Genomic DNA, 24139 nt, shown 5'->3' on the forward strand with positions numbered 1-24139 from the left:
CAGCGTGTCAGGCTCCTCCATCCCGCAACCGGCCCCGCTGATCCTGCGCGACCAGCGCTTCGACGCGTCCCACCCGGCCGTCATGGCCGTCATCAACCGCACCCCCGACTCCTTCTACTCCCCCGCCCGGCACACCCTCGACGACGCCCTGCGCCGTCTCGACGAGGTGGTCGACCAGGGAGCCGACATCGTCGACGTCGGCGGGGTCCGCGCCGGCGAGGACGGCCCCGAGGTGAGCCCGGCCGAGGAGATCCGGCGCGTCCGGCCCTTCCTCGAGGAGGCCCGCCGTCACCACCCCGAGATCCTGCTGAGCCTCGACACCTGGCGCTCCGAGGTGGCCCGGGCCTGCGCCGGCCTGGTCGACGTCGTGAATGACACCTGGGCCGGCGCCGACCCCGGGCTGGTCCACGTGGCCGCCGATCTCGAGGCCGGCCACGTCGTCTCCCACACCGGAGGGCTGCCTCCCCGCACCGATCCGCACCATGTGCACTACGAGCACGGCGTGGTGGACGACGCCATCGCCGAACTCTCCAGGGCCGCGGCCAGGGACCAGGCGGCCGGCATCCCCGCAGAACGGATCATCGTCGACCCCACGCTGGACTTCGGCAAGACGACCGCCGACTCCCTGGCCTGCGTGCGCGCCACCGACCGGTTCGTGGCGCTGGGTCACCCGGTGCTGGTGGCGGCCTCCCGCAAGGATTTCGTCGGGGAGACCCTTGACCTGCCGATCGACGACCGGCTGGAGGGCAGCCTCGCCGCCGTGGCGGTTTCGACCTGGCTGGGAGCGACCGTCGTCCGCGCCCATGACATCGCCGCGACCAGGAGGATCGTCGACATGGTCGCCTCGATCCGCGGCGACCGCGTTCCCGCCCTCGCCCTGCGCGGCGTCTGAACGGCCCCGGACCGAGATCTCACAGCCAGCCCAGTTCGCGGGCATTGCGGGCCGCCTCGGCCCGGTTGGCGCTGTGGGTCTTGCCGATCGCCGAGGAGACGTGGTTGCGCACCGTGCCCGTCGACAGGCTCAACCGGTCGGCGATCACGGTGATCGAGGATCCGTCCTCGGCCAGCCTGAGGATCTCCTGCTCGCGCTCGGTGAGCGGATTGTGCCCCTCGACCAGGGATTCGGCGGCCAGCTCCGGATCGATCACCCGGCCGCCCCCGTGAACCGTGCGCACCGCCTGGGCCAGCTCGGAGGCGGGGGTGTCCTTGACGATGAATCCCGCCACCCCGGCGTCCATCGCCCGGCGCAGGTATCCGGGCCGACCGAAGGTGGTCACCACCAGCACCCGGCACTCGGGGCAGGATTCGGCGAGCTGTTCGGCGACGGTGATCCCGTCCAGACCCGGCATCTCGATGTCGAGGAGGCAGACGTCGGGGCGGCTGCCGACGACCATGCCGACGACCTCGTCGCCGCGCCCGCACTCGGCGACGACGTCGAGATCGGGCTCGGCAGACAGCAGGGCCCGCAGCGCGCCGCGGACCAGGGCCTGGTCGTCGGCGATCGCCAGCCGGATGGTCATGGAGGTCATCCTGTCACCAGGATGGCCACCCCCCGTCCGTCCGGGCCGGGGCCGCTCCAGAACTCCCCACCGGCCGCCTCGACGCGCCGGCGCATCCCGGCCCTGCCGGCACCCTCGGGCGCATTCTCCTCCCCGACGCCGTCGTCGACGATCCGCAGCCGGTCGTCGCCGACGTCGATGGTGCAGGTGCGGGCCTTCGAGTGACGGATGATGTTGGTGACGGCCTCGCGCAGCACCCAGCCCCGGACGATGTCGAAGGGGTCCTGGCCGACATCCGAGCCGACGGCGGGGCCAGGGCCAGAGCCGGTGCCGCCACGGATGTCATCGATCACCAGGTCGATTCCAGCGGCCCTCAGCGCGATCCGGGCCTCGGCGAGCTGACCGTCGACACCCTGAGGCTGAAGGCCGCCGACCAGCGCCCGCATCTGCGTCAGCGAGTCGCGCGACATGCGGTGAAGGTCGCGGGCCTGCTGCTTGGCGGCCTCGGGATCCTTGTCGACGAAGCGGCCCATCAGCTCGGCCTTCATCGCCATCACGGTCAGCGACTGGCCGAGCAGGTCGTGGACGTCGGAGGCGATCCGCTCCCGTTCCCCCAGCCGCGCGGCGCTCTCCCGGGCCCGGGCCTGCTCGACGTCCCGCCGGCCCTCGCTGCGGGCGACGATCCCGAAGGCGAACACCAGGGCCATCCCGATCAGAGGGAGGGTCTCCCACCCCGTCATGGCGCCGCGCAGCAGCGCCGTCGACACGGCCGCCACGATGACCGCCAGGATCGTGATCACCGTCCAGCCGGGCATCAGGAAGGCGGCGTAGGCCACCAGGTAGCAGCACATCGTCAGTGCCGGGGCGCCGCGCAGCACCGCCAGTACGATGATCAGCGCCAAAAGGACTCCCAGCCACACCCATGACGCCGGCCGTGCGCGGCGGTGGGCCGGCGAGGACTCGATGGCATCGTCGTCCGTCCAGAAACCCACCAGGTAGCAGACGATGAACACGCCGATATCGATCAGGCTGAGGGTCTTGACGGTGGTCGAGAGGCTCTGGTCGAAGATCACCGCCAGCACCGGGAAGGCCACGAACCCCAACCAGACGCCGGTGGTGACGAGCACCGTGCCATGGGTTCGCCCGTACGCCCTGGCGCGCATTCGCCGATGGCCCCGATCAGCGCGGGCGCGCCCGCGAGACGCGGATTCAGAGCTGTACATCGGTGCCACCTCCTCGTGCTCCGATCATGCTCCCCGCCCCGGTCACCGTTCCTGGCCGCGTCGGGAGGCCAGCAGTGCCCCGCCGGTGAAGACCGCCGCCCAGGCGGCCAGATTGGCGACCGCGATCCAGATGTTGAACGGGGCCGGCTCGCCACCGGTCATCTCCCACGCTCCCATCACCGGGTAGCGGGCGAGCTGGTTGATGCCGTAGAGCGGCGTGAACCGCGACAGCTCCAGCATGAATCCGGACAGCGGCACGAGCATATTGCCGAGGAAGGCGAAGCCGATGACGCAGAAGGAGGTGATGGCCCCGGCCGTCTCGGTACGGATCAGCTGCGCCATGCCCAGCCCGAAGACCGTGAACGGCATAGTGCATCCCCAGCACAGCAGGAAGGCCCACAACCAGCCGATCCCTTCGATGCGTGCGCCGAGAACGATCGACAGGGCGAAGACGCTGGCCACCGGCAACAGCGTCACCAACTGGATGGACAGCCCCTTGGAGATCAGGTAGCGGGCGGGGGTCATCGGGGTGATGGCCAGCTGACGACCCCATCCGCGGTCCTGCTCCAGGGCTGCGTTGGCACCCAGGGAGGTGGCGGCGATGACGGCTCCGTAGGAGGCCATCGAGGTCATGATGACGGCCGAGACGTTGCCGTGGAACACCACAACGTCGGAATAGTTCTGCAGCGCTCCGAACATCATGTAGAAGGCGGTCGGCATGAGCACTGCGAAGATGAGGATGCCGGGGTTGCGGACCATCCTGCGGAAGTCCAGAAGCGAGTATGTGAGAGTCATGCCGCCATCTCCTTCGAATCGGTGTGTCCTGCGTCGCGACGTCCGTATGCCGCCTGGCCGGTGCCGGGTCGGACGATCGATGCGCTGTCTCCCCCGGTGAGCCGCAGGAAGGCGTCCTCGAGGGTGGTCGTGTCGATGAGGACGTCGTGGGCGTCGGTGGCGGTGAGCAGGTGACGGGCGACGGCGTCGGACCGGTCGGTCTCGATGGTCACCCGGTCGCCGTTGACGGTGACGTCGTGGACGCCGGGCAGCCCGGCCAGCGCCGGGCCGGCCGAGGCGGCGTCCGGCAGTACCGCGCTCACCGTGGATCCGCTGGTGACCGCGCGCACGGCGGCGATCGGCCCGTCGGCGACGACGCGGCCCTCGGCCAGCAGGATCACCCGGTCGGCGAAGCTGTCGGCCTCCTCGATGTAGTGGGTGGCGAACAGGATCGTGACTCCCCGCTCGGATTCGGAGCGCATGATCCGCCAGAACCGACGACGGGCGTCGACGTCGAGCCCGGCGGTGGGTTCGTCGAGGATCAGGACCAGCGGGTCGGGCAGCATCGCCAGGGCGAATCTGAGCCGCTGCTGCTGGCCGCCGGAGCATTTGCGCACCTTGGTGGAGGCGCAGCTCTCCAGCCCCCAACGCTCGATCAACCCGTCCGCCCGGTTCCCGACGCCGTGGATCGCGGCGATTGCGCGCATCGTCTCGGCGACGGTGAAGTCGGGGAGCAGCCCGCCGATCTGGTGCACCGCGGCGAGGCGCCCGCCGCGGGCCGCGCGGCCCGGGTCTCCCCCGAGCACCTGGACCAGACCGGAGTCGGGCCGGATGAGGCCCAGGATCATGTCGATCGACGTCGACTTGCCGGCTCCGTTGGGGCCGAGGAAGGCGACCAGCTGGCCGGCCGGGATCGAGAAGGAGACGTGATCGACGGCGGTGAGGCGGTCGTGTGCGCCGGGCCGGCGGAAGGTCTTCACCAGCTCGTCGGCCCGGATGGCAGGAGTGTCCGTGGGCAACCTCGTGTCTGTGGTCATGGTGTTTCTCATGGATCCATGCTCCGGCCGGCGGCCCGGCGGCGGCCATCCCCCGATGTCACGGGTTCAGGATGACGAATGTCATGTCGGCGTGGGTCTGCGCGCCGGCGAGGACGATGCGAGAGAATGCCGCATGGCCACTGTGGAGATTGTCCAGGCAGACATCACGAGACTGTCCGTCGACGCCGTCGTCAACGCCGCGAACTCGGCGCTGGCCGGAGGTGGAGGGGTCGACGGCGCCATCCATCGGGCAGCGGGGCCCGTCCTCGACCAGGAGTGCCGCGCGATCCGCCAGACCCGGTACCGCAGCGGCCTGCCCACCGGAGCAGCCGTGGAGACCTCGGCCGGGAACCTGCCGGCGAGGTGGGTGATCCACACCGTCGGACCGGTGTGGGACAACTCGGGCACCCAGGACGGGCTGTTGGCCAGCTGCTACACCAACTGCATCACGGTGGCCGACGAGATCGGCGCTCACAGCATCGCCTTCCCCACCATCTCGGCCGGTGCCTTCGGATATCCGCTGGACCGTGCCACCCGGGTGGCCGTGGAGACCTGCACGAGGGCCAGGACCGACATCGTGGAGAGGATCGTGCTGGTGGCCTTCAACGCGAAGGCCGAACGCGCCTACCGGAGGGCCGTGGACGCCGTGGCGGGCTGAGCTGCTGCCCGGCGGCGCTCAGCTCTTCTGCGTGGTGTTCTTCTTCGAGCCGCGGAAGAAGATCGGGACGATGATCACCAGGCACAGCGCGACGGTGACGTAGCTGACGATCCGGTTGTACTGGTGCAGGACCTCGACGATCGGGTCCCCGACCAGCCATCCCGCTGCGATGAAGCCCGCATTCCACAGCGTCGCGGCGAGGAAGTCCAGGGCGATGAACCACTTCAGCGGCATTCTCGAGGCGCCGGTCAGCACGAACACGACCGGCATGATGGGCAGCGGGATGGGCACGTAGGCGACGATGATGCCCAGCCAACCGAGGCTCCCGGCCCACCTCTCGGCCCTGTCGTAGCGCTTCCTGGCGCGTGGGGAGCTGCCGGCCCAGACCTCGATCATGCCGCGGCCCCACAGTTTGCCGGCCCACCAGTACACCCAGTCGAGCTTGATCGACATCAGCGATCCCAGCAGCAGCCAGGCCCACCAGAACGGGGCATTGCCGGCCTCGGCCAGGGCTCCGGTCGCGGCGGCCCCGACGCGCGAGCCGCTGACGCCCATCATGACCGGCGGGTCCAGGCCCAGCAGCCAGCCCTTGAGCGGAATCATCACCAGTGCGAAGACGCCGAGGAATCCGATCCAGCCCATGCACCAGTAGTCGGCCCTCCCCGGTTTGCTGTGCCAGGGCATGCCCTCGTCCTGCCACCAGGGCGCCTCCTCCTCGGAGACGGCGGCGACCGTGTCGGGATCGGTCACCGCTGCGTCCTGAGCGTCGTCGACGGGGTCGCCGGACTCCTGCGAAGAGCCCGGCGAGTGCGGGTCGGAGGGTCGAACCATGGGCTCGACAATACCCACAGCCGCTCACAGGTCCGGCCCGCCGAAGCCCCGGCATCGGCGGTTCAGGGCCAAGTCAGGGCCAGGTCGAGGCGGTTCTCGCCCGGCGACGATCAGCCGATCTCGGCGCGCGCCTCCTCGAATGCGGCGATGGCCCGGTCGAGCTGCTCGCGGGTCAGCGAGGCCGACATCTGGGTGCGGATCCGGGCCCTGCCCCTCGGCACCACCGGGTAGGAGAAGGCCCGCACGTAGATGCCGCGGGCCAGCATGGCGTCGGCCATCTGCGAGGCCTTCACGGCGTCGCCGATCATCACCGGGCAGATGGGGTGGTCGGAGGCGGGGATCTCGAAGCCGCGGGCGCTCATCTCGGAGCGGAAGTAGGCGGTGTTCTCGGCGAGCCGCTCGCGCAGCTCCCCCGAGGAGCGCAGCAGGTCCAGCGTGGCCAGCGCCGCGGCCGCGATGGAGGGGGCCAGGGAGTTGGAGAACAGGTAGGGCCGCGAGTTCTGGCGCAGCATCTCCACCACCTCGCGGTGGGAGCAGGTGTATCCGCCGGACGCCCCGCCCAGGGCCTTGCCGAGGGTGCCGGTGACGATGTCGACGCGCGGCTGCACGCCCCACTTCTCGGGCGTGCCGGCGCCGGACTCGCCGACGAATCCCACCGCGTGGGAGTCGTCGACCATCACCATCGCGCCGTATGCCTCGGCCAGGTCGCAGATCTGGGGCAGCGGGGCGACGAACCCGTCCATGGAGAAGACGCCGTCGGTGGCCACCATCTTGTACCGGCGCTTCTCGGCGATCTGGAGCTGAGCCTCCAGGTCTGCCATGTCCTGGTTGTGGTAGCGCAGCCGGCGGGCCTTGGACAGGCGCACCCCGTCGATGATCGAGGCATGGTTGAGCTCGTCGGAGACGATGGCGTCCTGCTCGCCGAGGAGCACCTCGAACAGGCCGCCGTTGGCGTCGAAGCAGGAGGAGTAGAGGATGGTGTCCCACTCCTCGGGGTCCTCGGGGTGCAGAAACTCGGTGATGGCCCTCTCCAGCCTCTGGTGGAGGGTCTGGGTGCCGCAGATGAACCGCACCGAGGCCATCCCGAATCCCCATTCGTCGAGGGCCTTCCTCGCCGCGGCGATGAGCACCGGGGAGTCGGCCAGGCCGAGGTAGTTGTTGGCGCACAGGTTGATCACCTGCCGCCCGTCGCCCACAGTGATCTCGGCGGCCTGGGGGCCGGCCAGGGCCGCCTCGGCCTTGTAGAGGCCCTCCTCCTTGAGGCCCGCGATCCTGTCTGCCAGATCGTCCTTCATCGCGCCGTACATGGTGCGTCCTTTCCGGCCCTCAGGCCAGTCCTTCCCAGTTCATGACGACTTTTCCGGAGTGGCCGTTCCCGGCGATGTCGAAGGCCCGCCTGAACTCGGTGACGGGCAGCCGGTCGGTGATCACCGGGGAGATGTCCAGGCCGGAGCGCAGCAGCGAGGACATGGCGTACCAGGTCTCGAAGATCTGCCGACCGGTCACCCCCTGGAGGGTGAGCATCGAGAAGATGATCTTGGCGAAATCCACCTCGGTGGGCGAGGTGGGGGTCCCCAGCAGTGCGATCCGCCCGCCATGGGCCATGTTGTCGATCATCGAGGTGAGCGCCGTCCCCGAGCCCGACATCTCCAGGCCGATGTCGAACCCCTCCTTCATGTCGAAGGACCCCCACACGTCGGCGAGGCTCTCGCGGCCCACATTGACGGTGTTGCGCAGCCCCAACCGTCGGGCCAGGGCCAGCCGGTCGTCGGACAGGTCGCTGACGACGACGTTGCGGGCTCCCTGGAACTGGGCCACCAGGGCCGCCATGATGCCGATCGGCCCGGCCCCCGAGACGAGGACGTCCTCGGCCAGGCATGGAAATTGCAGCGCGGTGTGTACCGCGTTGCCGAAGGGGTCGAAGATGGCGGCGACATCGGGATCCAGGCCCCGGATGTGGTGGACCCACACGTTGGCTGCCGGCATCGCGAAGTACTGGCAGTAGGCGCCGTCGACGGCGTATCCGATGCCCTTGGTGTTGCGGCACAGGTGGCGCTTGCCGGCCAGGCAGGCGCGGCACCGTCCGCACACGTAGTGGCCCTCGCCGGAGACGAACTGGCCGATCTCCAGGTCGCCGACCTCCGAGCCCAGCTCGACGATCCGCCCGCAGAACTCGTGTCCGACGATCCTAGGGGCCTCGACGTTGCTCTGTGCCCAGCCGTCCCACCGGTCGATGTGGACGTCGGTGCCGCAGATGCCGGTGCGCATCACCTCGACGATCACCTGGTTGGGTCCGGCCACCGGGTCGGGAACGTCGATGAGATCCAGTCCCGGGGCGGGACGGGTCTTCACCAGAGCCTTCATCAGTACCTCCGTGTACGCCGCAGGTTGATGTGTTCTGCGGCCGGGGACAACGACGGCCCCGTACGGCACAGTATGCCGCCGGGGCCGTCGCCGTACCGGCCAATATGGGGGGAAGTAGGCCGGTAAACCTGTGTCAGCCCTTGAGGCCCGAGGTCGCAAGGCCCTCGATGACCCTCTTCTGCATGGAGAAGAAGAGGATGAAGATGGGGGCCATCGCCATCGTGGAGGCCGCCATCATGAGGGCGTAGTCGGTTGAGTGCTGGCCGGCCAGGGTGGCGATGCCGACGCTCAGCGGCATCGATTCCTCACGGGTGGTGACGATCAGAGGCCAGAGCAGATCGTTCCAAGACCACAACACGGTGGTGATCATCACCGCGAAGAGGCTGGGTCTCACCAGCGGGAACATCACTCTCCAGAACGCCTGCCACGGGTTGCAGCCGTCCAGCCTGGCGGCCTCCTCCAGCTCGACCGGCAGGCTCATGAAGGCCTGCCGCATGAGGAAGACACCGAAGGCCGAGAAGAATCCCGGTAGCACAATGCCCCACGGCGTCTCCAGCAGACCGAAGTTCTGGATCACCTGGTACTGGCCGATCAGGTAGGACTGCCCGGGCACCATGAGAATGGCCAACAGCAGGCCGAACAGCAGGCCTCGGCCCTTGAACTGCATGCGGGCGAACGCGTAACCGGCCATTGCGCACAGCAGTAGCTGGACGCCGGTGCGCAGCACAGTGATCTCCACCGACACCCAGAACTGATGAAGGAAGGGCAGCCTGGTGAAGACATCGGAGTAGTTGTGCCACTGCCAGCTGTCAGGGATAAACTTCGGCGGAACCGACTGGATCTCGGGGTTCGTCGACAGGGACATGAGGATCTGGTAGATGAACGGGAAGACCATGAACAGGCCGCCGAGAATGAGCAGGATATGGACCGGAATGAACCGCTTCTGGGACACATTGCCCTGTTTCCTGGCCATCCTGGCGATGTCGGCACGGGTGTAGTCACCGGTGACGTCGGTGCTCACCAAGGAGGTCCGCACACCGGACCTCGAGGCTCCCGGAGTCATGATCGTTGACTCAGACATAGTTCACCCACTTCTTCTGACCGATGAACTGGATCACCGTCACGATGGCGACGAACACAAGAATGACGATAGCGATGGCTGCACCGGTTCCCTGGTCACTGTTGACGAAGGCCTGCTTGTAGAACAGGGTGACCAGCGACCGTGTCCTGGACTCGGCCGGATTCCCGTTGCCGATCATGGCGAAGAGAACGTCGAACAGCTGGAAGCCCCCGATGGTCGTCATGATGGTGAGGAAGAAGATCGACGGCGTGAGCAGCGGGACGGTGATCCAGCGGAACTGCTTGACGCCAGTGGCCCCGTCGATGGAGGCGGCCTCGTAGAGTTCCCGCGAGATCCCCTTGAGCCCGCTGGACAGGATGATGACATTGAACCCGATCGAACTCCAAAGGCCGAAGATCGACACGGCGACGATCGCGAATCCGGGGGTCACAATCCAGTACGGGGGATCGCTCACACCAAGAGCCCTGAGGACTTGGTTGAGAATTCCGAAATTGCCGTTGTATACGATCTTCCAGACCTGCCCAATGGCCATCGGCATGGCCAGGTACGGCATGAAGAACAGCGTCCGGTACAGGCTCTTCCACCTCAGGCCCGGCAGCTCGATCATAGAGGCGATCGCCACTGACAGCGGGATGCCGAGGAGCACTATCACTGTGTAGAGCAGGGTGTTCCCGATGGATGACATGAGGGACGGATCGGCGAACAGCGCCTTGTAGTTGTCGACGCCGACGAATTCCGGATCTCCGCCGAAGGCATTGGTCTGCTGGAAGGAGATAATAATGTTCTTGACGATGGGCCAGTAGTAGAAGACCGCCACACCCAACATGAGCAGGCCGATGAAGGCGAGCGGCCAGGCGCCGACGCTTGTGGGGGAACCCCGGCGGCGCCGGCCCTTCGGGCTGGCGGAGCCGGGGCGTGGGGCGCTCATTGCGCCCCGCGCACCAGCTTCAGACATCACTTCTCCTTGGCCAGCGCTGCGTTCATGAAGTCAGCCATCTGCTTCGCGCCAGACTTCGCGGGCGTTGCCCCGGAGAAGATCGGGATGAAGTAATCAGGCTCCTTGGATGCCCACACGTCGGAGTTGAGGCTGACGGGGTAGGGCTCGGAGTGAGTGGTCGCCGCATCGACGAATACCTGGACGTCCCACTTCGGGAAGGTCTTGACCCACGCATCGGCAGCACCGGAGTAAGCGGGAATGGCAGTGCCGTTCTTGGCCTCGACCTTCTGCGACTGCTCACCGGCCATATGGGCGGCGAGGGCGAAGGCAGCAGCCTTGTTCTTCGAGTTCTTCGACACCGACCAGGACAGTCCGTGGATCACGCAGACCTCCTTCTCCTTCTTAGGCAGAGCGATGACGCCGTAGTCGTCTTCGTGGCCCTTGATGGTGGTCGCCAGATCGCCGGCGTACCAGCTTCCATCCCACGTCATGGCGGTCTTGCCGGCCTTGAACATGTCCTCGGGATTGGTGTCGGTGACGATCTTGGGAGAGGCCACCGAACCGTCCTTCACCCAGTCGGCCCAGCACTGCAGACCCTCGATGGACTTCGGGTCGTCGTAACCGGACTTCTTGCCCTTGACGATGTATCCGCCGGCCTGGAGGATGGTGTTGTAGTAGGTGGACTGTGCGTCGATATTGATTGGAGACGCGCATCCCCAGATCCCTTTGGACTTGCCCCAGGCGGAGATCTTCTTGGCCTTCTCGTGGAAGTCGTCCCATGTCCAGCCGGCCTTGGGCACCTCGACGCCGGCCTGCTTGAATAGTGCCTTGTTGTAGAAGACGCCGATGGTGTCGTAGTCCTTCGGGATGCCGTAGTGCTTCCCGTCGTAGCTGTACAGATCGACGAGCGCCTTGGGATATTTGCTCCAGGAAATACCCAAAGAGGTAATAGCATCGAGAGGCTCCAGCATGTCGTTGGAGGCGAAGAGCTGAAGATTTGGACCGTTCATCCAGAACACATCAGGAAGCTCATTGCCCTTGGCCTGGGTCCGCAGCTTGTTGAAGTAGTTGTCCCAGCCGGTCAGATTCGTTGTGACCTTGATCTTCGGATACTTCTTGTTGAAGCTCTTGATGTTCTCGGTGACGGTCGCCGTCTGGGTCTTGCTCCAGTAGGCCAATGTGAGCTCGGCCTCGGTGTTCGCATCGATCTTCTGCGCCGCGGAGGAACTCCCGCCGCTCTCCTTCGAGCCGCATCCGGCCACGGCCATCGCGGCGAGGGCCGCCGCTCCGGTGAGGAAACTACGCCTCTTCATGGTCTTCTCCTTGCTTTCCTGCGGTCACTTGACCTGGTTGTTGAGGAAATATGTGACGATCTCGCCGGGCAGTGACGGGATCTGCCGCGGCGTCGAACCGTGCCGCAGCGAATCGGTGGCCTCGATGCCGGCCGCGACCGCGTACCAGGCGCCCAGGGGGGAGGTGTCGGTGCGGGCGCCGCTGCGCACGAACCGGATGAACTCGGAGACGGTGAGCACGTCGGCGTCCCCGTGGCCATTGGCGTCGCCGAGGATCGGGAACTGCTCGTCGCCATCGGCGCTGTACTCGGTGCGGTGGTTCCACAGCCGGATCAGGCCGCCCTCGCCGTCGCCGAAGTTCTCGATGCGGCCTTCGGTGCCGATGACGGTGTAGTTGCGCCAGTAGTCGGGGGTGTAGTGGCACTGCTCGTAGGAGGCGAAGACGCCGGACTCCATCTTCATGAGCATCATCGAGATGTCCTCGACGTCGATGACCGGGTTGAGTCTCTTCTGGCTCAGCGGGGGCCAGTTGTCGTGGGAGAACCAGTCGACCATGAGGTCGTCGGTGTTGTCGTGGCGGTCGGCGATCTGGTTGTAGACGGTCTGGCCGCCCATCGCGACGACGTCTGTGGTGTGGGAGTCCGCGAACCAGTGCATCACGTCGATGTCGTGGGCGGCCTTCTGGAGCAGCAGGCCGGTGCCGTGCTCCCGGGTGGCGTGCCAGTCCTTGAAGTAGTAGTCGCCTCCGTTTCCGACGAAGTGCCGGCACCAGATCGCCTTGACCTCGCCGATCCTGCCGGTGCGGATGAGATCCCGCATCGAGCGGACGACGTTCATGTGGCGCATGTTGTGGCCGACGTAGAGCTTCGTGCCGGTCTCGTACGCCGTGGTGAGGACCCGGGTGGCCGACTCCATGGTGATGGCCAGCGGCTTCTCCAGATAGACCGGGATGCCGGCCTCCAGCAGGGCGCAGGTGGCGTCGGCGTGGGTGTCGTCGGGGGAGGTGACGAAGGCGACGTCGACCCCGGCCCTGATGAGGCCCGCGACGTCGGGGCTGATGGAGACCTCGTCGGGGTTCTTGTGGAGCCGTTCGGAGACCCGTTCGCGGGCCAGGTGGTGGGGCTCGGCCACGGCGGTGATGGCGCCGTTGTTCTCCTCGAGCTCTGCGTTGAGAGCGAGGATCGCCCGCGCCCCGACGCCGACCACCCCGACTCTCAGGGTGTCGGTGCGGAGTTGCGAGGGAACTGTCGTCGTCATTGTGGAATGGGGTCCTTTCTCAAGTTCTGCTGTGACGAGGTCGAAGTGGTGGACGGGCACCGGCCGGGGGTCCGGGATGCCCAGCAGGCTCCCGGCCGCGGTCTGGAGGGCGGCGCCCAGGGCTCCCGACACAGAGGCCGCCCAGCCGAGCCCGGAGACCTGGGCCGGAAGGGGCGGGGCGCCGACGGGTCGGTTGCTGATGAGCCGCGCGACGACCCGGCGGATGGCCAGCAGGGAGGCCGGGGTGGGACCGGAGACGACGATGAGATCGGGGTCGATGACGGCGGCCACCGAGCCGATGGCGACGGCGGCGCTCTCGACCCACTCGTCGGTGGGGCTGTCGAACTTGTCGAGCGGCTGGCCGAGGATGTCGCTCACCTCGCCGGCGTTCCACTGGCGTCCGTGGTGGATTCGTCCGCCCAGCACCAGGCCGGTGTTGAAGCCGCGGGTCATCTGCACCATGAGCAGATCGGCGTCAGGGGCGAGGGTGCCGGACTGGCGCCGTGCGGAGAACTCGCCGAAGGCGGCCATGTTGATGTCATTGTCGACGATGACGGGGACGCCGAGGCGCGAGGAGATCTCTGCGGCCAGCGGCAGGCCGTTCCACTGCGGGACCAGATCGCTGCGCTGGATGACGCCGTCACCGTCGATGACGCCGGTGGTGGAGATCCCGATCTGACGCAGCTGACCGCGCTCAGAGGTCCAACGGCCCGCGGCGTCGGCGATCATCTCGCAGACCTCGGTGAGCCGTGCCTCGCGCTGCTGGGAGCGCAGGGCCAGAGTCCGGGTCGACAGGATCTCGCCATGGGTCGATGCGACGACGAGGAGTACCGAACTCACCAGGACGTCGGCGGCGACCACGATGCCCGCCGAGCGGTCGATCTCCCAGCTGGCCGCCGGACGGCCCACCACGTTTCCGGCGCCGTTCTCCGACTGGCGGATGACGGCGTGGGACTCCAGTGCTCCCAGCAGGGAGATGACGGTGGGACGGGAGAACCCGGTCGATGCCACGAGATCGCGGATGGTGGCAGGACTGGTGTGGCGCAGCTCGGCGAGGACGACGTCGGCCCTGACGCGCTTCGCCTCCTGATCGCTGCTGACCATCGCCACTCCCGTGTCGGCACTGAAACACATTGGTTACAAAAGACCTTTTCGAAAGGGTCTTTCAAATGAACAGCTCCACTTTCGGTGCAGCATGCCGCTGTTGTCAACATCTGATGCGGTTTTCCCACCATCCGGTCCGGACCGACGGGGCTGCCCGCCTTCCCTCCGCCGTCGCCCCCTGCCCATAATGAGAGTGTGGCTGTGAGCGTCTTCGACATCTTCAAGATCGGCATCGGGCCGTCGAGTTCCCACACCGTGGGACCTATGCGGGCGGCCCGGGTCTTCGCCGACGATCTGTCGTCGGATCCCCGCTACCGGGAGGTGACCCGGGTGCGCGCAGAACTCTTCGGGTCGTTGGGATCGACCGGTCACGGTCACGGTTCGGAGGGGGCGGTGCTGCTCGGCCTGGAGGGCGAGGATCCTGCGACCGTGGACACCGATGCGATGAAGCCCCGGGAGGCGGCCATCCGCACCAGCGGACGCATCACCCTCAATGCCGCCCGCCCTGGAGATGCGATGGAGATCGGGTTCGACGCCGATGAGGACCTGATCCTGTACCGGACGCGATCCCTGCCCTTCCACCCCAATGGGATGACCTTCACCGGCTGGGCCGGGGACGACGTGGTGACTGAGCGGACCTTCTACTCGATCGGCGGCGGGTTCGTCGTGGAGCACGGCGATGACGGGCACCCGGCGGTGGTGCCGGATTCCACCCCGGTACCCTTCCCGTTCCGCACCGGGACGCAGTTGCTGGAGCACTGCGTCGACAACCGGATGAGCATCCCCGAGGCGATGATGGCCAATGAGGTGTCATTGCGGTCGGAGGATCCCGCCCGGGCCGAGGAGCGGGTGCGCGAAGGGCTGCTGCATGTCTGGGAGGTGATGCACGGTTGCGTGGAGCGGGGTTGCTCGCGCTCGGGAGTGCTGCCGGGAGGCCTGCATGTGAGGCGACGGGCGATGAAGATGCACCACGATCTGGAGCGCCGCGAGCGGCTGGCTCCGGGCGGACCCGAGCCGTTCGGGTCGTTGGACTGGTTGACGGTCTGGGCGCTGGCGGTCAATGAGGAGAATGCGGCCGGCGGACGGATCGTCACCGCGCCGACCAACGGTGCGGCGGGGATCGTCCCGGCGACCCTGCACCTGGTGGTGAAGTACCTGGTCGGGGACACCGGTCCGGACTCGGGCACACCGGGGGTGGACACTGGCGACGACGACGCCATCATCGACTTCCTGCTGACGGCGGGGGCGATCGGGACGATCTTCCAGCAGTCGGCGTCCATCTCGGGGGCCGAGGTGGGCTGTCAGGGGGAGGTAGGGGTGGCCTGTTCGATGGCCGCCGCCGGGCTGGCCCAGGTGATGGGCGGAACGGTGCATCAGGTGTGCAACGCCGCCGAGATCGGGCTGGAGCACCATCTCGGACTCACCTGCGATCCGGTGGGCGGTCTGGTGCAGATCCCCTGCATCGAGCGGAATGCGGTCGGGGCGATCAAGGCGTTGACGGCGGCCAGGCTGGCCTGCGCGGGGGACGAGCAGCAGGTCGTGAGCCTGGATCAGGTGATCCGCACGATGATGCAGACCGGCAAGGACATGAAGGTGAAGTACAAGGAGACCGCGCGCGGAGGCCTCGCCGTGAACATCGTCGAGTGCTAGCAGCTCGGCGCATCAGGACGTCGAGTGCTAGCAGCTCGGCGCATCAGCACGTCGAGTGCTAGCAGCTCGGCGCATCAGCACGTCGAGTGCTAGCAGCTCGGCGCATCACGAGTCACAGGAGCGACAGCATTGAAGATCACACATCTGGGCACCGGCGCCGCCGAGCGGATTCCGGCCCTGTTCTGCCAGGACGAGCTGTGCATCCATGCCCGCGAGGTCGGCGGCAAGGATGTCCGTACCCAGGCCCAGGCGCTGGTCGACGACACCGTGCTGCTGGATTTCGGCGGTGACTCATACCTTCACGCCATTCGGTATGGGCTGAATCTGGCACAGATCCCGGTCCTCCTCGTGACCCACTGGCACTCCGACCACTTCTACGGCGAGGACCTCGCCTACCGCCTCCCCGACTACGCCAACAACATCACCGCCACCCTCGACGTCTACGGCACCAGGACCGTCGGGGAGTTCTTCGATCGCGCGCTGCATCTGGAGGAGACGGAGGAGACCCCGAGGCTGCGGTTCCACACGGTCACCGGCGGCGATTCCTTCCCCATTCTCGACGGGAGGTTCACCATCCACGTCTTCGAGGCGACCCACGGGCATCGCGACGGCGACTGCGTCTTCTACGGGATCGACGACGGCGACAAGGCCCTGTTGTACGCCCATGACACCGGGCCGCTCACCGAGACGTGCTGGCAGCAGATCGCCGATGCCGGCGTGCGCTATGACTACGTGTCGCTGGACTGCACCGGCGGATATACCCACAACGGCATGTCAATCCACATGTCCCTGCCGCGCAACGCCGAGGTCCGGGAGCGTCTGATGGAGATGGGCCTGGCGGACTCCAGCACGAGTTTCGTGGCCAACCACTTCTCCCACAACTGCGGTTCGACCCATGAGCAGCTCGTCGAGCATGCGGCACCAATGGGGTTCCGTGTCGCCTTCGACGGCATGTCGACGGAGTTCTGAGATGGCCGCATCTCCCGCCACGACTGCGCTCGAGGCGGCCGTTGACCTGCTGCAGCGGGCGGACGCCGTGCTGTTCGATTTCAACGGCACGCTCAGCCTCGACGAGGAGATCCTCGAACAGGCTTATGAGTCTGCCCTGTCCACCCTGGGCCAGCCGGCGATGGGCCCCGGTGAGTACGCGAGCCTGATGGGCAGAAGCGAGCTCGACATCTGCCGGGCGCTGCTGGAGGTCCGCGATGGTTCAGCCACCTCGGACCAGCTGCTCGGTCACCTCACGGCGTCATATCTGGAGGACTGTCGGGAGCATCCTCCCGTGCCGCCGTCGCATCGGCGTCTGGTGGAGGGTCTGGTCGCCCGCGGCACCGTCTGCGCCGTCGTCACAGGGACGATCCGGGCGATGGTGGAACCGGTTCTCGCGGACACCGGCCTGACGCCGGTGCTGGGCGGTGTGGTGAGCATCGAAGACATCGAGCGCGGCAAGCCCGATCCGGAGGGTTTCCTGCTCGCGCGACATCTACTCGGCCTGACCGAGGAAGCGGTCTGCGTCGTCGTGGAGGACTCCCGCTCCGGCATCGCGGCGGCCTCGCGCGCCGGGATGCCCTCGATCGCGGTGAATCCCGGACTGCCGGGCGCCTCGGTCACTGTGCCTTCTCTCGCCGCCCTCGGCCAGGCGTGGTTGGATCGGTGACGACGACGCCATGCCGGCAGGCTCCGGGAACGCCGATGTGATCCTGTGCCTGCGTGGCCGCCCTTCGACCGAATGCGGTGAGCCATGTCCTCGAACGCGACCTATCGGATGCTCCTTCGGCTGCCCGGCGTCCGGCGCGGGTGCGGGTGATCCGTGTCGCCGGCATGCTGGCGGCGCGCACCTCCCGTCCGCGATCGGCGTAGCGGTACCGCAGTCCGCGGCATTGACGCCGGCCCGCCCCGGCAGAAGCCTTGTCGAGTGCCCGATCAACACACTGCCAGCCAGTCGGCTCCCGAGGAGATCAGGCCGTGGCCGTCGCTGTGGGCGATGCTCATCGGCTTCTTCATGATCCTCATCGACACCACCATCGTGTCGGTGGCCAACCCCTCCATCCAGCGCGGCCTGAGCACCTCCACCACCGGTGTGCTGTGGGTCACCAGCTCCTACCTTCTCGCCTACGCCGTCCCGCTGCTGGTCACCGGACGCCTGGGCGACCGCTTCGGACCGAGGCGGGTCTTCCTCATCGGCCTGGTCGTCTTCACCCTGGCCTCACTGTGGTGCGGCCTGTCGAACCTGCTGCCCGGAAGCGGGATCGCCAACCTCATCGTCGCGCGCGCCGTCCAGGGTCTGGGCGCCGCGGTGATGTCTCCTCAGCCGATGGCGGTGCTGACGCGCACCTTCCCGCGGGAGAACAGGGGCGGCGCCATGGCGCTCTGGGGCGCGACGGCCGGAGTGGGAACCCTGATCGGGCCCATCCTCGGCGGGGTGCTGGTGGACGGGCTCGGCTGGGAGTGGATCTTCTTCGTCAACGTACCGATCGGAATCGTGGGCGTCATCCTCGTGGCCCGGCTGGTACCGACCCTGGAACTCCACACCCACCGGTTCGACTGGCCCGGCGTGGCGATCTCAGGTGTCGCGATGTTCCTCATCGTCTTCAGTCTCCAGGAGGGGAACTCCTACCACTGGAACGGCTGGGTGTGGTCGGGAGTCGCGGCAGGCGTCGTCATCATGGGGCTGTTCCTGTGGTGGCAGGCCGTCAACCGCCATGAGCCGCTGCTGCCCCTGGATCTCTTCCGCGACCGCAACTTCTCCTTGGCCAATGTCGCCATCGCCACGGTGGGATTCGCCGTCACGTCGCTCTTCGTCCCCCTCATCTACTACTTCCAGCTGGTCCACGGCATGAGGCCGACAGAATCGGCGCTCATGACCGCGCCGTCGTCGATCCTCGGGCTCGTGCTCGCCGCACCCGCCGGCCGTCTCACAGACCGGGTCCACCCGGCGCTGCTCGCAGGCCCCGGCGTCCTTCTCATGTCGGGAGCCATGTGGCTGTACTCGGCGATGCTGTCGCCCACCATCGACTGGTGGTGGCTGCTCATCCCCTCGGTCGTGATGGGCGCCGGGAGCGCCTTCGTGTGGGGACCGATCTCCACCACCGCCAACCGCAATCTGCCCCTCCACCAGGCGGGTGCGGGAGCGGGCGTCTACAACGCCACCCGCCAGCTCGGATCGGTGATCGGTTCGGCTGCGATCGCGGCTCTGATGGCCGACCGCATCACCTCCGGACTCTCGAAGGCCTCCGGGGGCCGGGCTCCGAGCGGAGCGGCCGCATCGGCCGGCAGCGGCGCCCTGCCCGACTTCCTCAAGGGCGCATTCACGACGGCGATGTCCCAGACCATCCTGCTTCCCGCCGCTGCGGTCCTTGTCGGTGCGATCTGCGCCTTCGCGTTCCGCAAGCCCGGGTTCATGGAGTCCGGGACCGGACGGGAACCGGCGACAGATGACACCACAACCGCATCCCACTAGGGAGTCGGCACCCGACGGCGGGCGCGGCGCGGGATGACGCGGTGTGGAGTTCCCGACCGGGAGATTTCCGGCTATGCTCATGTACGGTTCGAGCGACTGAACATCGCCACGAGCCGGGGATCCCTTCGGGCTTCCCCCTTCCACAACGGATCGTCGGGCACGTACCTGCCCGTGGAAAGGAACAGCCGTCATGGCAACTGTTCAGTACAAGGAGGCGACGCGCGTCTATCCGGGAACGGATCGCGCGGCCGTCAGCAAGCTCAATCTTGATATCGGCGACGGCGAGTTCATGGTGCTCGTCGGGCCCTCCGGCTGTGGCAAGTCCACCTCCCTTCGCATGCTGGCCGGCCTTGAAGAGGTCAACGCCGGAAGCATCTGGATCGGCGACCGCGACGTCACCGACCTGCCCCCCAAGGACCGTGACATCGCCATGGTCTTCCAGAACTACGCCCTGTACCCGCACATGAGCGTGGCGGACAACATGGGCTTCGCCCTGAAGATGCAGAACGTGCCGAAGGCCGAGCGTCAGCAGCGGGTCCTCGAGGCCGCCAAGCTGCTGGGCCTGGAGGACTTCCTCACCCGCAAGCCGAAGGCCCTCTCCGGTGGCCAGCGGCAGCGCGTCGCCATGGGCCGCGCCATCGTCCGCAATCCTCAGGTCTTCCTGATGGACGAGCCCCTGTCGAACCTGGACGCCAAGCTGCGTGTCCAGACCCGTACTCAGATCGCCGCCCTGCAGCAGCGTCTGGGAGTCACCACCGTCTACGTGACCCACGACCAGGTCGAGGCCATGACGATGGGCGACCGGGTGGCGGTGCTGCGCGACGGCCTGCTGCAGCAGGTCGACTCCCCGCTGACCCTCTACGATGCACCGAAGAATCTCTTCGTGGCCGGCTTCATCGGCTCCCCGTCGATGAACCTGCTCGAGGGCGACGTCGTCGACGGCGGCGTCAAGATCGGCGACTACGTCGTGCCTGTTGCCCGCGAGGTCCTGGACAAGGCCCCGGGCGAGTCCAGGCTGACCATCGGCGTGCGCCCCGAGAATTTCGGGGTGGGCGAGGAGGGCATCGGCCTCAACGTCGCGACCGTCGAGGAGATGGGCTCGGACGCCTACCTCTACGGCGCCCTGGAGGGCTCTCAGGTGGCCAGCCTCGAGGACGGGGAGGCGCACCAGATCGTGGCCCGCATCTCCACCCGTCGTCCTCCGAAGCGCGGCGATGTCGTTCGCCTCGGTGTGGATCCGAGCCTCGTCCACGTCTTCAGCCAGAAGAGCGGCGATCGGATCTCCTGACCCGCATCACGGATTGAGCTGAACGTCGCTCCCGGGCTTTCAAGTCCGGGAGCGACGTCTGTATGTGCCCGCCTGCATTCGGTCAGTGGCCGAGGAGGCCGAGCGCGGAGGTCCGGCATGCGATCACAGACCCCACACGCTCGGGGTGGCAGTGAGCCCTGGCGAGCTCGGAGGGGTCGTCCCCTCCGTCAACCGATCAGTACACCGAGACGTGTACGTGGTCGTAGTGGTTGGCGGTGGTCGAACCGCGATCCTCCATCGACCTCCAACCCTCGGAGTCGCGCTGGATGTTCCAGATCTTCTGCTGCCAGATGAGGTAGTGAACATGGAAGGTCGACTGGTTGGCCTTGAGATAGGCGGCGATCTCGTCGCCGAGCTGCTTGCCCGAGGCGCTGCCCGCATTCGGGATCATGATGTCGACGGCATGACCGGTCGCATGATCCTGGCTACCTCCGGTCGAGAAGGTCACCGAGGGATACTTGGCCTTGATGGCCTTCATCACCGCAGTGGTGTTGGCGCTCAGGCCGTCCGAACTGACAGCGGAGGTGCTGGTGGATGCGGCCGAGGAGCCGCTCGAGTTCGCGGCACTGCTCGAGGAGGTCCCCGAGTTGCTTGAGGACGATCCCGAGCCGGAGGACCCCGTGTAGGTCGAAGCGTGGTGCGAGTGACGGTACCCGTGGTAGCCGCGGTCTCCGTGGTAGCCGCGGTAGCCGTGCCTTTCGGATCCCGAATGGTGCGAGCCCGAGTAGCCCGACACCGACTGGCTCTCACGGTGGCTCTGCGGCGTCGCCGAGGCGGTCGTGGCCGCGGCAGAGCCGATCACTGCGGCCGCCGTGAGTGCGCCGGCGCCGGCGGCCAGCCGACGCCCCACGACGACGCTGACTCTGGGCTTCGCCCGGCGGGGTTCGACTGCGCGCGAGCGGGTGTCGGTATCGGCAACTGGCGTGTCCAGCATGTGCTTCGGAGCCGGATGGGTGAGGAAGGACATGACATCTCCTTCGATTCGGGGCTGCTGGATCAGCCCGGCACACCCGACGCTAGCGAAACCTGAAGGAAAACCAAAAATAATCTAAGAGATTCATAGAAACTGGCCGTCGGCTGTGTCTCATGCGCTTCTGACAAGGGCACTCACCGGACCACGCACACAGGCTCTCACAGAGAGAATCCTCAGAATCCAGTCCCGGGGCTGCGTCGGTGAACGGCGTGCTGTAAATTCTCCGGCGCCACGGGCCAGAACATGTGCGGCGCCGCAGAGCGCGCCAACGCCCCGACCGTTCAGGCCGGGGCGTCACGCTGAAAAGACTCAGTTCACCGAGACGTGAACGTGGTCGTAGTGGTTGGCGGTGGTCGAACCGCGATCCTCCATGGGCCGCCAGCCCTCGCCGCTGCGCTGGATGTTCCAGATCTTCTGGCTCCAGATCGCGTAGTGCACGCCGAGCGAGGAGGCGTTGGAGCGCACATACTCGGCGATCGCATCGCCGGTGGCCGAATCGGAGACCATGAAGTCGACGGCCTTGCCGCTGGCGTGGTCCTGAGACCCGTCGGTGAGCATCTGAACGCCGGGGAACTTGGCCTTGACGGCCTTCATCACGGCCACCGTGTTGGCGCTCAGGCCGCTGGTGTCGACGTCGAGGGTGGTCGATGAACTGCTGGAGGAGGAGCTGCTCGAGGAGCTGGAGGACGAACTCGACTTCTCCGAGGACTCGGAGTCCTGCGACTCGGAAGACTTGGTGGCAGTGGCCGTCGGTGTCGGTGTGGGTGTAGGTGTGGGGGTCGCCTTGTCCTTGAGGGCACCGGAGACCCTGGCGTCGGCGATCGCCGCACGCTGGGGCTTGCGAGCCTGGGAACGACTGATCTCTTTGCTCACCCGGCTGCTCACGTCCGGGGTCCGCTCCGCGCGACGGGGAGCGCTCGAGGCGCTCGAAGCCTTCGCCTGGGCCGCGGTGGGCGAGACAGCCGCCCCGGCCAGGGACTGCTTGGAGGATGCCGATGCGCTGGACACGACGGCCGTGCCCACCACGGCGGCGACAGCGAACGCGCTGACACCGGCTGTGAGTCGCTGCCGCAGGATGCTACCGGCACCCGGCATGGCCCGGCGCGGCTCGGAACGATGTTCGGAGGCCTCGTCCTCCGACATGCGCCTGGGCTGAGCGTGGGTCGACTTCAACACAGTTCTCCTCCGGGATCGGGAACGCGGTGGGCGTGTGTCCACACATTAACCCATCCTGAAGAAAAACCAAAAATTACCTGAGAACTTCATAGACGGCGGTCTGAGGCACGTGGGACGAAATCGGCTTCGCCCTCGATCCGCGCACGGCACGGACGCCGCACACCACCTCCGCTGATTCACGTACTGGCGAGCGCGGAGCACCACCCGAACTGATCGCTAGAGTTCACCACGACGCAGGCATCAACCCGCGGACCAGGAGAAATCATGAATGCAGCTGACAGCCCGTCCCCCGCCTCCGGCCACGACCACCAGGCTTCCATGGAGGGACTGTCCGCACGAATGCGCGGCCTGACGACCGGGATGAACGTCGACAACCAGCACAACGCCGTCGTCCCGCCCATCTACCTGAGCACCAACTACGGCTTCGAAGGCCTGGACGGACGTCCCCCGATCGACTACTCCCGCGGCGGCAATCCCACCCGCGACCAGCTCGGCCGGGCGCTGGCGACCCTGGAGGGAGGAGCAGGAGGCACCATCACCTCCAGCGGCATGTCGGCGATCGCCCTGCTGATCGACGCCGTGGTGCCGGTCGGCGGCCATGTCATCGCGCCGCACGACTGCTACGGCGGCACCTGGCGCCTGCTGGACACCTGGGCCGGCACCGGCCGCCTCACCGTCGACTGGGTCGATGAGACCGACCTCCCCTCGCTGCAGACGGCGCTGACCGCCTTCGAGGGCCAGGAGGTGCGCACCAGTCTGGTCTGGATCGAGACGCCCTCCAATCCGCTGCTGCGGATCACCGATATCGCGGCCGTCTCCAGGCTCGCCCATGCCCGGGGCGCCGTCGTCGCGGCGGACAACACCTTCTGCTCCCCGCTTCTGCAGCGGCCCCTGGAGTTCGGCGCCGACCACGTGATCTCCTCCGACACCAAGTTCATCAACGGGCACTCCGACGTCGTCGGCGGATCAGTGGTCTCGGCCACCGCCGAGAGTGCCGAGCAGATCAGGTACCTGGCCAATGTCATCGGGGTCACCGCCTCCCCCTTCGACTCCTGGCTCACCCTGCGCGGCCTGCGCACCCTCGACGCCAGACTCCGGGTGCATGCCGAGAACACCGAGCGGATCGTCGAACTCCTCACCTCCCACCCCGCGGTGAATGCCGTTCACTGGCCGGGACTGCCGGACCACCCCGGTCGCCGCCTCGCCCGCAAGCAGCAGGACGGCCCCGGCTCGCTGCTCAGCTTCGAGCTCGACGGCGGGATCGACGCCGTGCGTCGCTTCCTGGACGGGCTGCGCGGGTTCACCCTCGCCGAGTCCCTGGGCGGGGTGGAATCGCTGGTCTGCCATCCCTTCACGATGACCCACGCCGCGATGAGCGAACGCGCCAAGGCCGATGCCGGCGTCACCGAGTCGATGGTGCGGATGAGCGTGGGCATCGAGCCGGCCGGGGATCTGCTGGCCTGCCTCCACGAGGCGCTGGAGCGGGTGTGACCCGCCACCCGGCTACGCGCCCG

21 protein-coding genes are annotated in these 24139 nt (G+C 67.2%); 8 read left to right on the forward strand and 13 right to left on the reverse strand.

From position 1 onward, the window contains the following. Nucleotides 1–4 precede the first annotated feature (4 nt). Nucleotides 5–892 (forward strand): dihydropteroate synthase, encoded by an 888-nt coding sequence (folP, locus tag JS278_RS12365; RefSeq protein WP_114045452.1) that lies wholly within the window; start codon nt 5–7, stop codon nt 890–892. Between the two features lie 19 nt (nt 893–911). On the opposite strand, the gene JS278_RS12370 is transcribed toward folP, so the two are convergent. The 4 genes from JS278_RS12370 to JS278_RS12385 all read right to left on the reverse strand — a co-directional run bounded on the left by JS278_RS12370 (nt 912) and on the right by JS278_RS12385 (nt 4545). Then, complete coding sequence (locus tag JS278_RS12370; RefSeq protein WP_114045453.1) at nt 912–1529, reverse strand: response regulator transcription factor; 618 nt, start codon at nt 1527–1529, stop codon at nt 912–914. Further along, nucleotides 1526–2662: a sensor histidine kinase gene (locus JS278_RS12375; RefSeq protein ID WP_220149966.1), complete on the reverse strand. Its 1137-nt coding sequence runs from the start codon at nt 2660–2662 to the stop codon at nt 1526–1528. Before JS278_RS12375 ends, JS278_RS12370 begins: the two co-directional genes overlap by 4 nt. 102 nt (nt 2663–2764) lie before the next feature. Then, nucleotides 2765–3517 carry an ABC transporter permease gene (locus tag JS278_RS12380; protein WP_114045455.1) on the reverse strand — a complete coding sequence of 251 codons (753 nt, stop codon included), beginning with the start codon at nt 3515–3517 and terminating at the stop codon, nt 2765–2767. Next, nucleotides 3514–4545, reverse strand: a complete 1032-nt coding sequence (locus JS278_RS12385) for an ABC transporter ATP-binding protein (RefSeq protein ID WP_114045456.1) — start codon at nt 4543–4545, stop codon at nt 3514–3516. Before JS278_RS12385 ends, JS278_RS12380 begins: the two co-directional genes overlap by 4 nt. 121 nt (nt 4546–4666) lie before the next feature. Between JS278_RS12385 and JS278_RS12390 the strand changes: the two genes are divergently transcribed. Next, entirely contained in the window at nt 4667–5191 is a 525-nt protein-coding gene (locus JS278_RS12390; protein ID WP_114046315.1) for an O-acetyl-ADP-ribose deacetylase, read from the forward strand. 18 nt (nt 5192–5209) lie between these two features. Here the strand turns inward: JS278_RS12390 and JS278_RS12395 are convergent, their stop codons facing one another. From JS278_RS12395 to JS278_RS12425, 7 genes are all read right to left on the reverse strand, one after another. Further along, a complete protein-coding gene (locus JS278_RS12395; protein WP_114045457.1) occupies nt 5210–6022 on the reverse strand; it encodes a DedA family protein in 813 nt (270 codons plus the stop codon). A 110-nt stretch (nt 6023–6132) separates the two neighbouring features. Next, on the reverse strand, nt 6133–7317 hold the full coding sequence (locus tag JS278_RS12400; RefSeq protein WP_114046316.1) for a glycine C-acetyltransferase: 1185 nt from the start codon (nt 7315–7317) through the stop codon (nt 6133–6135). Between the two features lie 31 nt (nt 7318–7348). After that, nucleotides 7349–8386 (reverse strand): L-threonine 3-dehydrogenase, encoded by a 1038-nt coding sequence (tdh, locus tag JS278_RS12405; protein ID WP_114045458.1) that lies wholly within the window; start codon nt 8384–8386, stop codon nt 7349–7351. A 133-nt stretch (nt 8387–8519) separates the two neighbouring features. Continuing rightward, a complete protein-coding gene (locus JS278_RS12410) occupies nt 8520–9359 on the reverse strand; it encodes a carbohydrate ABC transporter permease (RefSeq protein ID WP_425451511.1) in 840 nt (279 codons plus the stop codon). Between the two features lie 100 nt (nt 9360–9459). Then, on the reverse strand, nt 9460–10422 hold the full coding sequence (locus JS278_RS12415; protein WP_114045460.1) for a carbohydrate ABC transporter permease: 963 nt from the start codon (nt 10420–10422) through the stop codon (nt 9460–9462). Further along, nucleotides 10422–11717, reverse strand: a complete 1296-nt coding sequence (locus tag JS278_RS12420; RefSeq protein WP_114045461.1) for an ABC transporter substrate-binding protein — start codon at nt 11715–11717, stop codon at nt 10422–10424. The genes JS278_RS12415 and JS278_RS12420 overlap by 1 nt, the downstream gene beginning before the upstream one ends. A gap of 24 nt (nt 11718–11741) precedes the next feature. Then, a complete protein-coding gene (locus tag JS278_RS12425; protein WP_114045462.1) occupies nt 11742–14057 on the reverse strand; it encodes an ROK family protein in 2316 nt (771 codons plus the stop codon). 195 nt (nt 14058–14252) lie between these two features. Here JS278_RS12425 and JS278_RS12430 point away from each other — a divergent pair, with 195 nt between their 5' ends. The 5 genes from JS278_RS12430 to JS278_RS12450 all read left to right on the forward strand — a co-directional run bounded on the left by JS278_RS12430 (nt 14253) and on the right by JS278_RS12450 (nt 20455). Beyond that, nucleotides 14253–15707 (forward strand): L-serine ammonia-lyase, encoded by a 1455-nt coding sequence (locus JS278_RS12430; protein ID WP_114045463.1) that lies wholly within the window; start codon nt 14253–14255, stop codon nt 15705–15707. Between the two features lie 129 nt (nt 15708–15836). Further along, nucleotides 15837–16676 carry an MBL fold metallo-hydrolase gene (locus tag JS278_RS12435; RefSeq protein ID WP_114045464.1) on the forward strand — a complete coding sequence of 280 codons (840 nt, stop codon included), beginning with the start codon at nt 15837–15839 and terminating at the stop codon, nt 16674–16676. Between the two features lies 1 nt (nt 16677). Next, nucleotides 16678–17364 (forward strand): HAD family hydrolase, encoded by a 687-nt coding sequence (locus JS278_RS12440; RefSeq protein ID WP_181833721.1) that lies wholly within the window; start codon nt 16678–16680, stop codon nt 17362–17364. A 327-nt stretch (nt 17365–17691) separates the two neighbouring features. Then, nucleotides 17692–19167, forward strand: coding sequence for an MFS transporter (locus tag JS278_RS12445; RefSeq protein WP_181833907.1), 1476 nt, complete (start codon nt 17692–17694; stop codon nt 19165–19167). 190 nt (nt 19168–19357) lie between these two features. Beyond that, on the forward strand, nt 19358–20455 hold the full coding sequence (locus tag JS278_RS12450; RefSeq protein ID WP_114045467.1) for an ABC transporter ATP-binding protein: 1098 nt from the start codon (nt 19358–19360) through the stop codon (nt 20453–20455). 196 nt (nt 20456–20651) lie between these two features. Here the strand turns inward: JS278_RS12450 and JS278_RS12455 are convergent, their stop codons facing one another. Together JS278_RS12455 and JS278_RS15870 are read right to left on the reverse strand one after the other, a co-directional pair. Continuing rightward, nucleotides 20652–21443 (reverse strand): VldE C-terminal domain-containing protein, encoded by a 792-nt coding sequence (locus tag JS278_RS12455; protein WP_114045468.1) that lies wholly within the window; start codon nt 21441–21443, stop codon nt 20652–20654. A 315-nt stretch (nt 21444–21758) separates the two neighbouring features. Then, entirely contained in the window at nt 21759–22625 is an 867-nt protein-coding gene (locus JS278_RS15870) for a VldE C-terminal domain-containing protein (RefSeq protein WP_147243206.1), read from the reverse strand. 339 nt (nt 22626–22964) lie between these two features. Between JS278_RS15870 and JS278_RS12470 the strand changes: the two genes are divergently transcribed. After that, nucleotides 22965–24116 (forward strand): trans-sulfuration enzyme family protein, encoded by a 1152-nt coding sequence (locus JS278_RS12470; protein ID WP_114046317.1) that lies wholly within the window; start codon nt 22965–22967, stop codon nt 24114–24116. Nucleotides 24117–24139: the final 23 nt, after the last annotated feature.

It is taken from the genome of Acidipropionibacterium virtanenii (assembly GCF_003325455.1).
GTDB lineage: Bacteria > Actinomycetota > Actinomycetes > Propionibacteriales > Propionibacteriaceae > Acidipropionibacterium > Acidipropionibacterium virtanenii.

What these genes read in the sequence shown, in the direction of transcription:
- JS278_RS12450 (WP_114045467.1), top strand. Translation starts at nt 19,358, where the DNA reads ATGGCAACTGTTCAGTACAAGGAGGCGACGCGCGTCTATCCGGGAACG.
- JS278_RS12375 (WP_220149966.1), bottom strand. Translation starts at nt 2,662, where the DNA reads ATGCGCGCCAGGGCGTACGGGCGAACCCATGGCACGGTGCTCGTCACC.
- JS278_RS12385 (WP_114045456.1), bottom strand. Translation starts at nt 4,545, where the DNA reads ATGAGAAACACCATGACCACAGACACGAGGTTGCCCACGGACACTCCT.
- JS278_RS12440 (WP_181833721.1), top strand. Translation starts at nt 16,678, where the DNA reads ATGGCCGCATCTCCCGCCACGACTGCGCTCGAGGCGGCCGTTGACCTG.
- JS278_RS12380 (WP_114045455.1), bottom strand. Translation starts at nt 3,517, where the DNA reads ATGACTCTCACATACTCGCTTCTGGACTTCCGCAGGATGGTCCGCAAC.
- JS278_RS12395 (WP_114045457.1), bottom strand. Translation starts at nt 6,022, where the DNA reads ATGGTTCGACCCTCCGACCCGCACTCGCCGGGCTCTTCGCAGGAGTCC.
- JS278_RS12410 (WP_425451511.1), bottom strand. Translation starts at nt 9,359, where the DNA reads ATGGCCAGGAAACAGGGCAATGTGTCCCAGAAGCGGTTCATTCCGGTC.
- JS278_RS12390 (WP_114046315.1), top strand. Translation starts at nt 4,667, where the DNA reads ATGGCCACTGTGGAGATTGTCCAGGCAGACATCACGAGACTGTCCGTC.
- JS278_RS12400 (WP_114046316.1), bottom strand. Translation starts at nt 7,317, where the DNA reads ATGAAGGACGATCTGGCAGACAGGATCGCGGGCCTCAAGGAGGAGGGC.
- tdh (WP_114045458.1), bottom strand. Translation starts at nt 8,386, where the DNA reads ATGAAGGCTCTGGTGAAGACCCGTCCCGCCCCGGGACTGGATCTCATC.
- JS278_RS12455 (WP_114045468.1), bottom strand. Translation starts at nt 21,443, where the DNA reads ATGTCCTTCCTCACCCATCCGGCTCCGAAGCACATGCTGGACACGCCA.
- JS278_RS12445 (WP_181833907.1), top strand. Translation starts at nt 17,692, where the DNA reads ATGCTCATCGGCTTCTTCATGATCCTCATCGACACCACCATCGTGTCG.
- JS278_RS12470 (WP_114046317.1), top strand. Translation starts at nt 22,965, where the DNA reads ATGCGCGGCCTGACGACCGGGATGAACGTCGACAACCAGCACAACGCC.
- JS278_RS12420 (WP_114045461.1), bottom strand. Translation starts at nt 11,717, where the DNA reads ATGAAGAGGCGTAGTTTCCTCACCGGAGCGGCGGCCCTCGCCGCGATG.
- JS278_RS12425 (WP_114045462.1), bottom strand. Translation starts at nt 14,057, where the DNA reads ATGGTCAGCAGCGATCAGGAGGCGAAGCGCGTCAGGGCCGACGTCGTC.
- JS278_RS12415 (WP_114045460.1), bottom strand. Translation starts at nt 10,422, where the DNA reads ATGTCTGAAGCTGGTGCGCGGGGCGCAATGAGCGCCCCACGCCCCGGC.
- JS278_RS12370 (WP_114045453.1), bottom strand. Translation starts at nt 1,529, where the DNA reads ATGACCTCCATGACCATCCGGCTGGCGATCGCCGACGACCAGGCCCTG.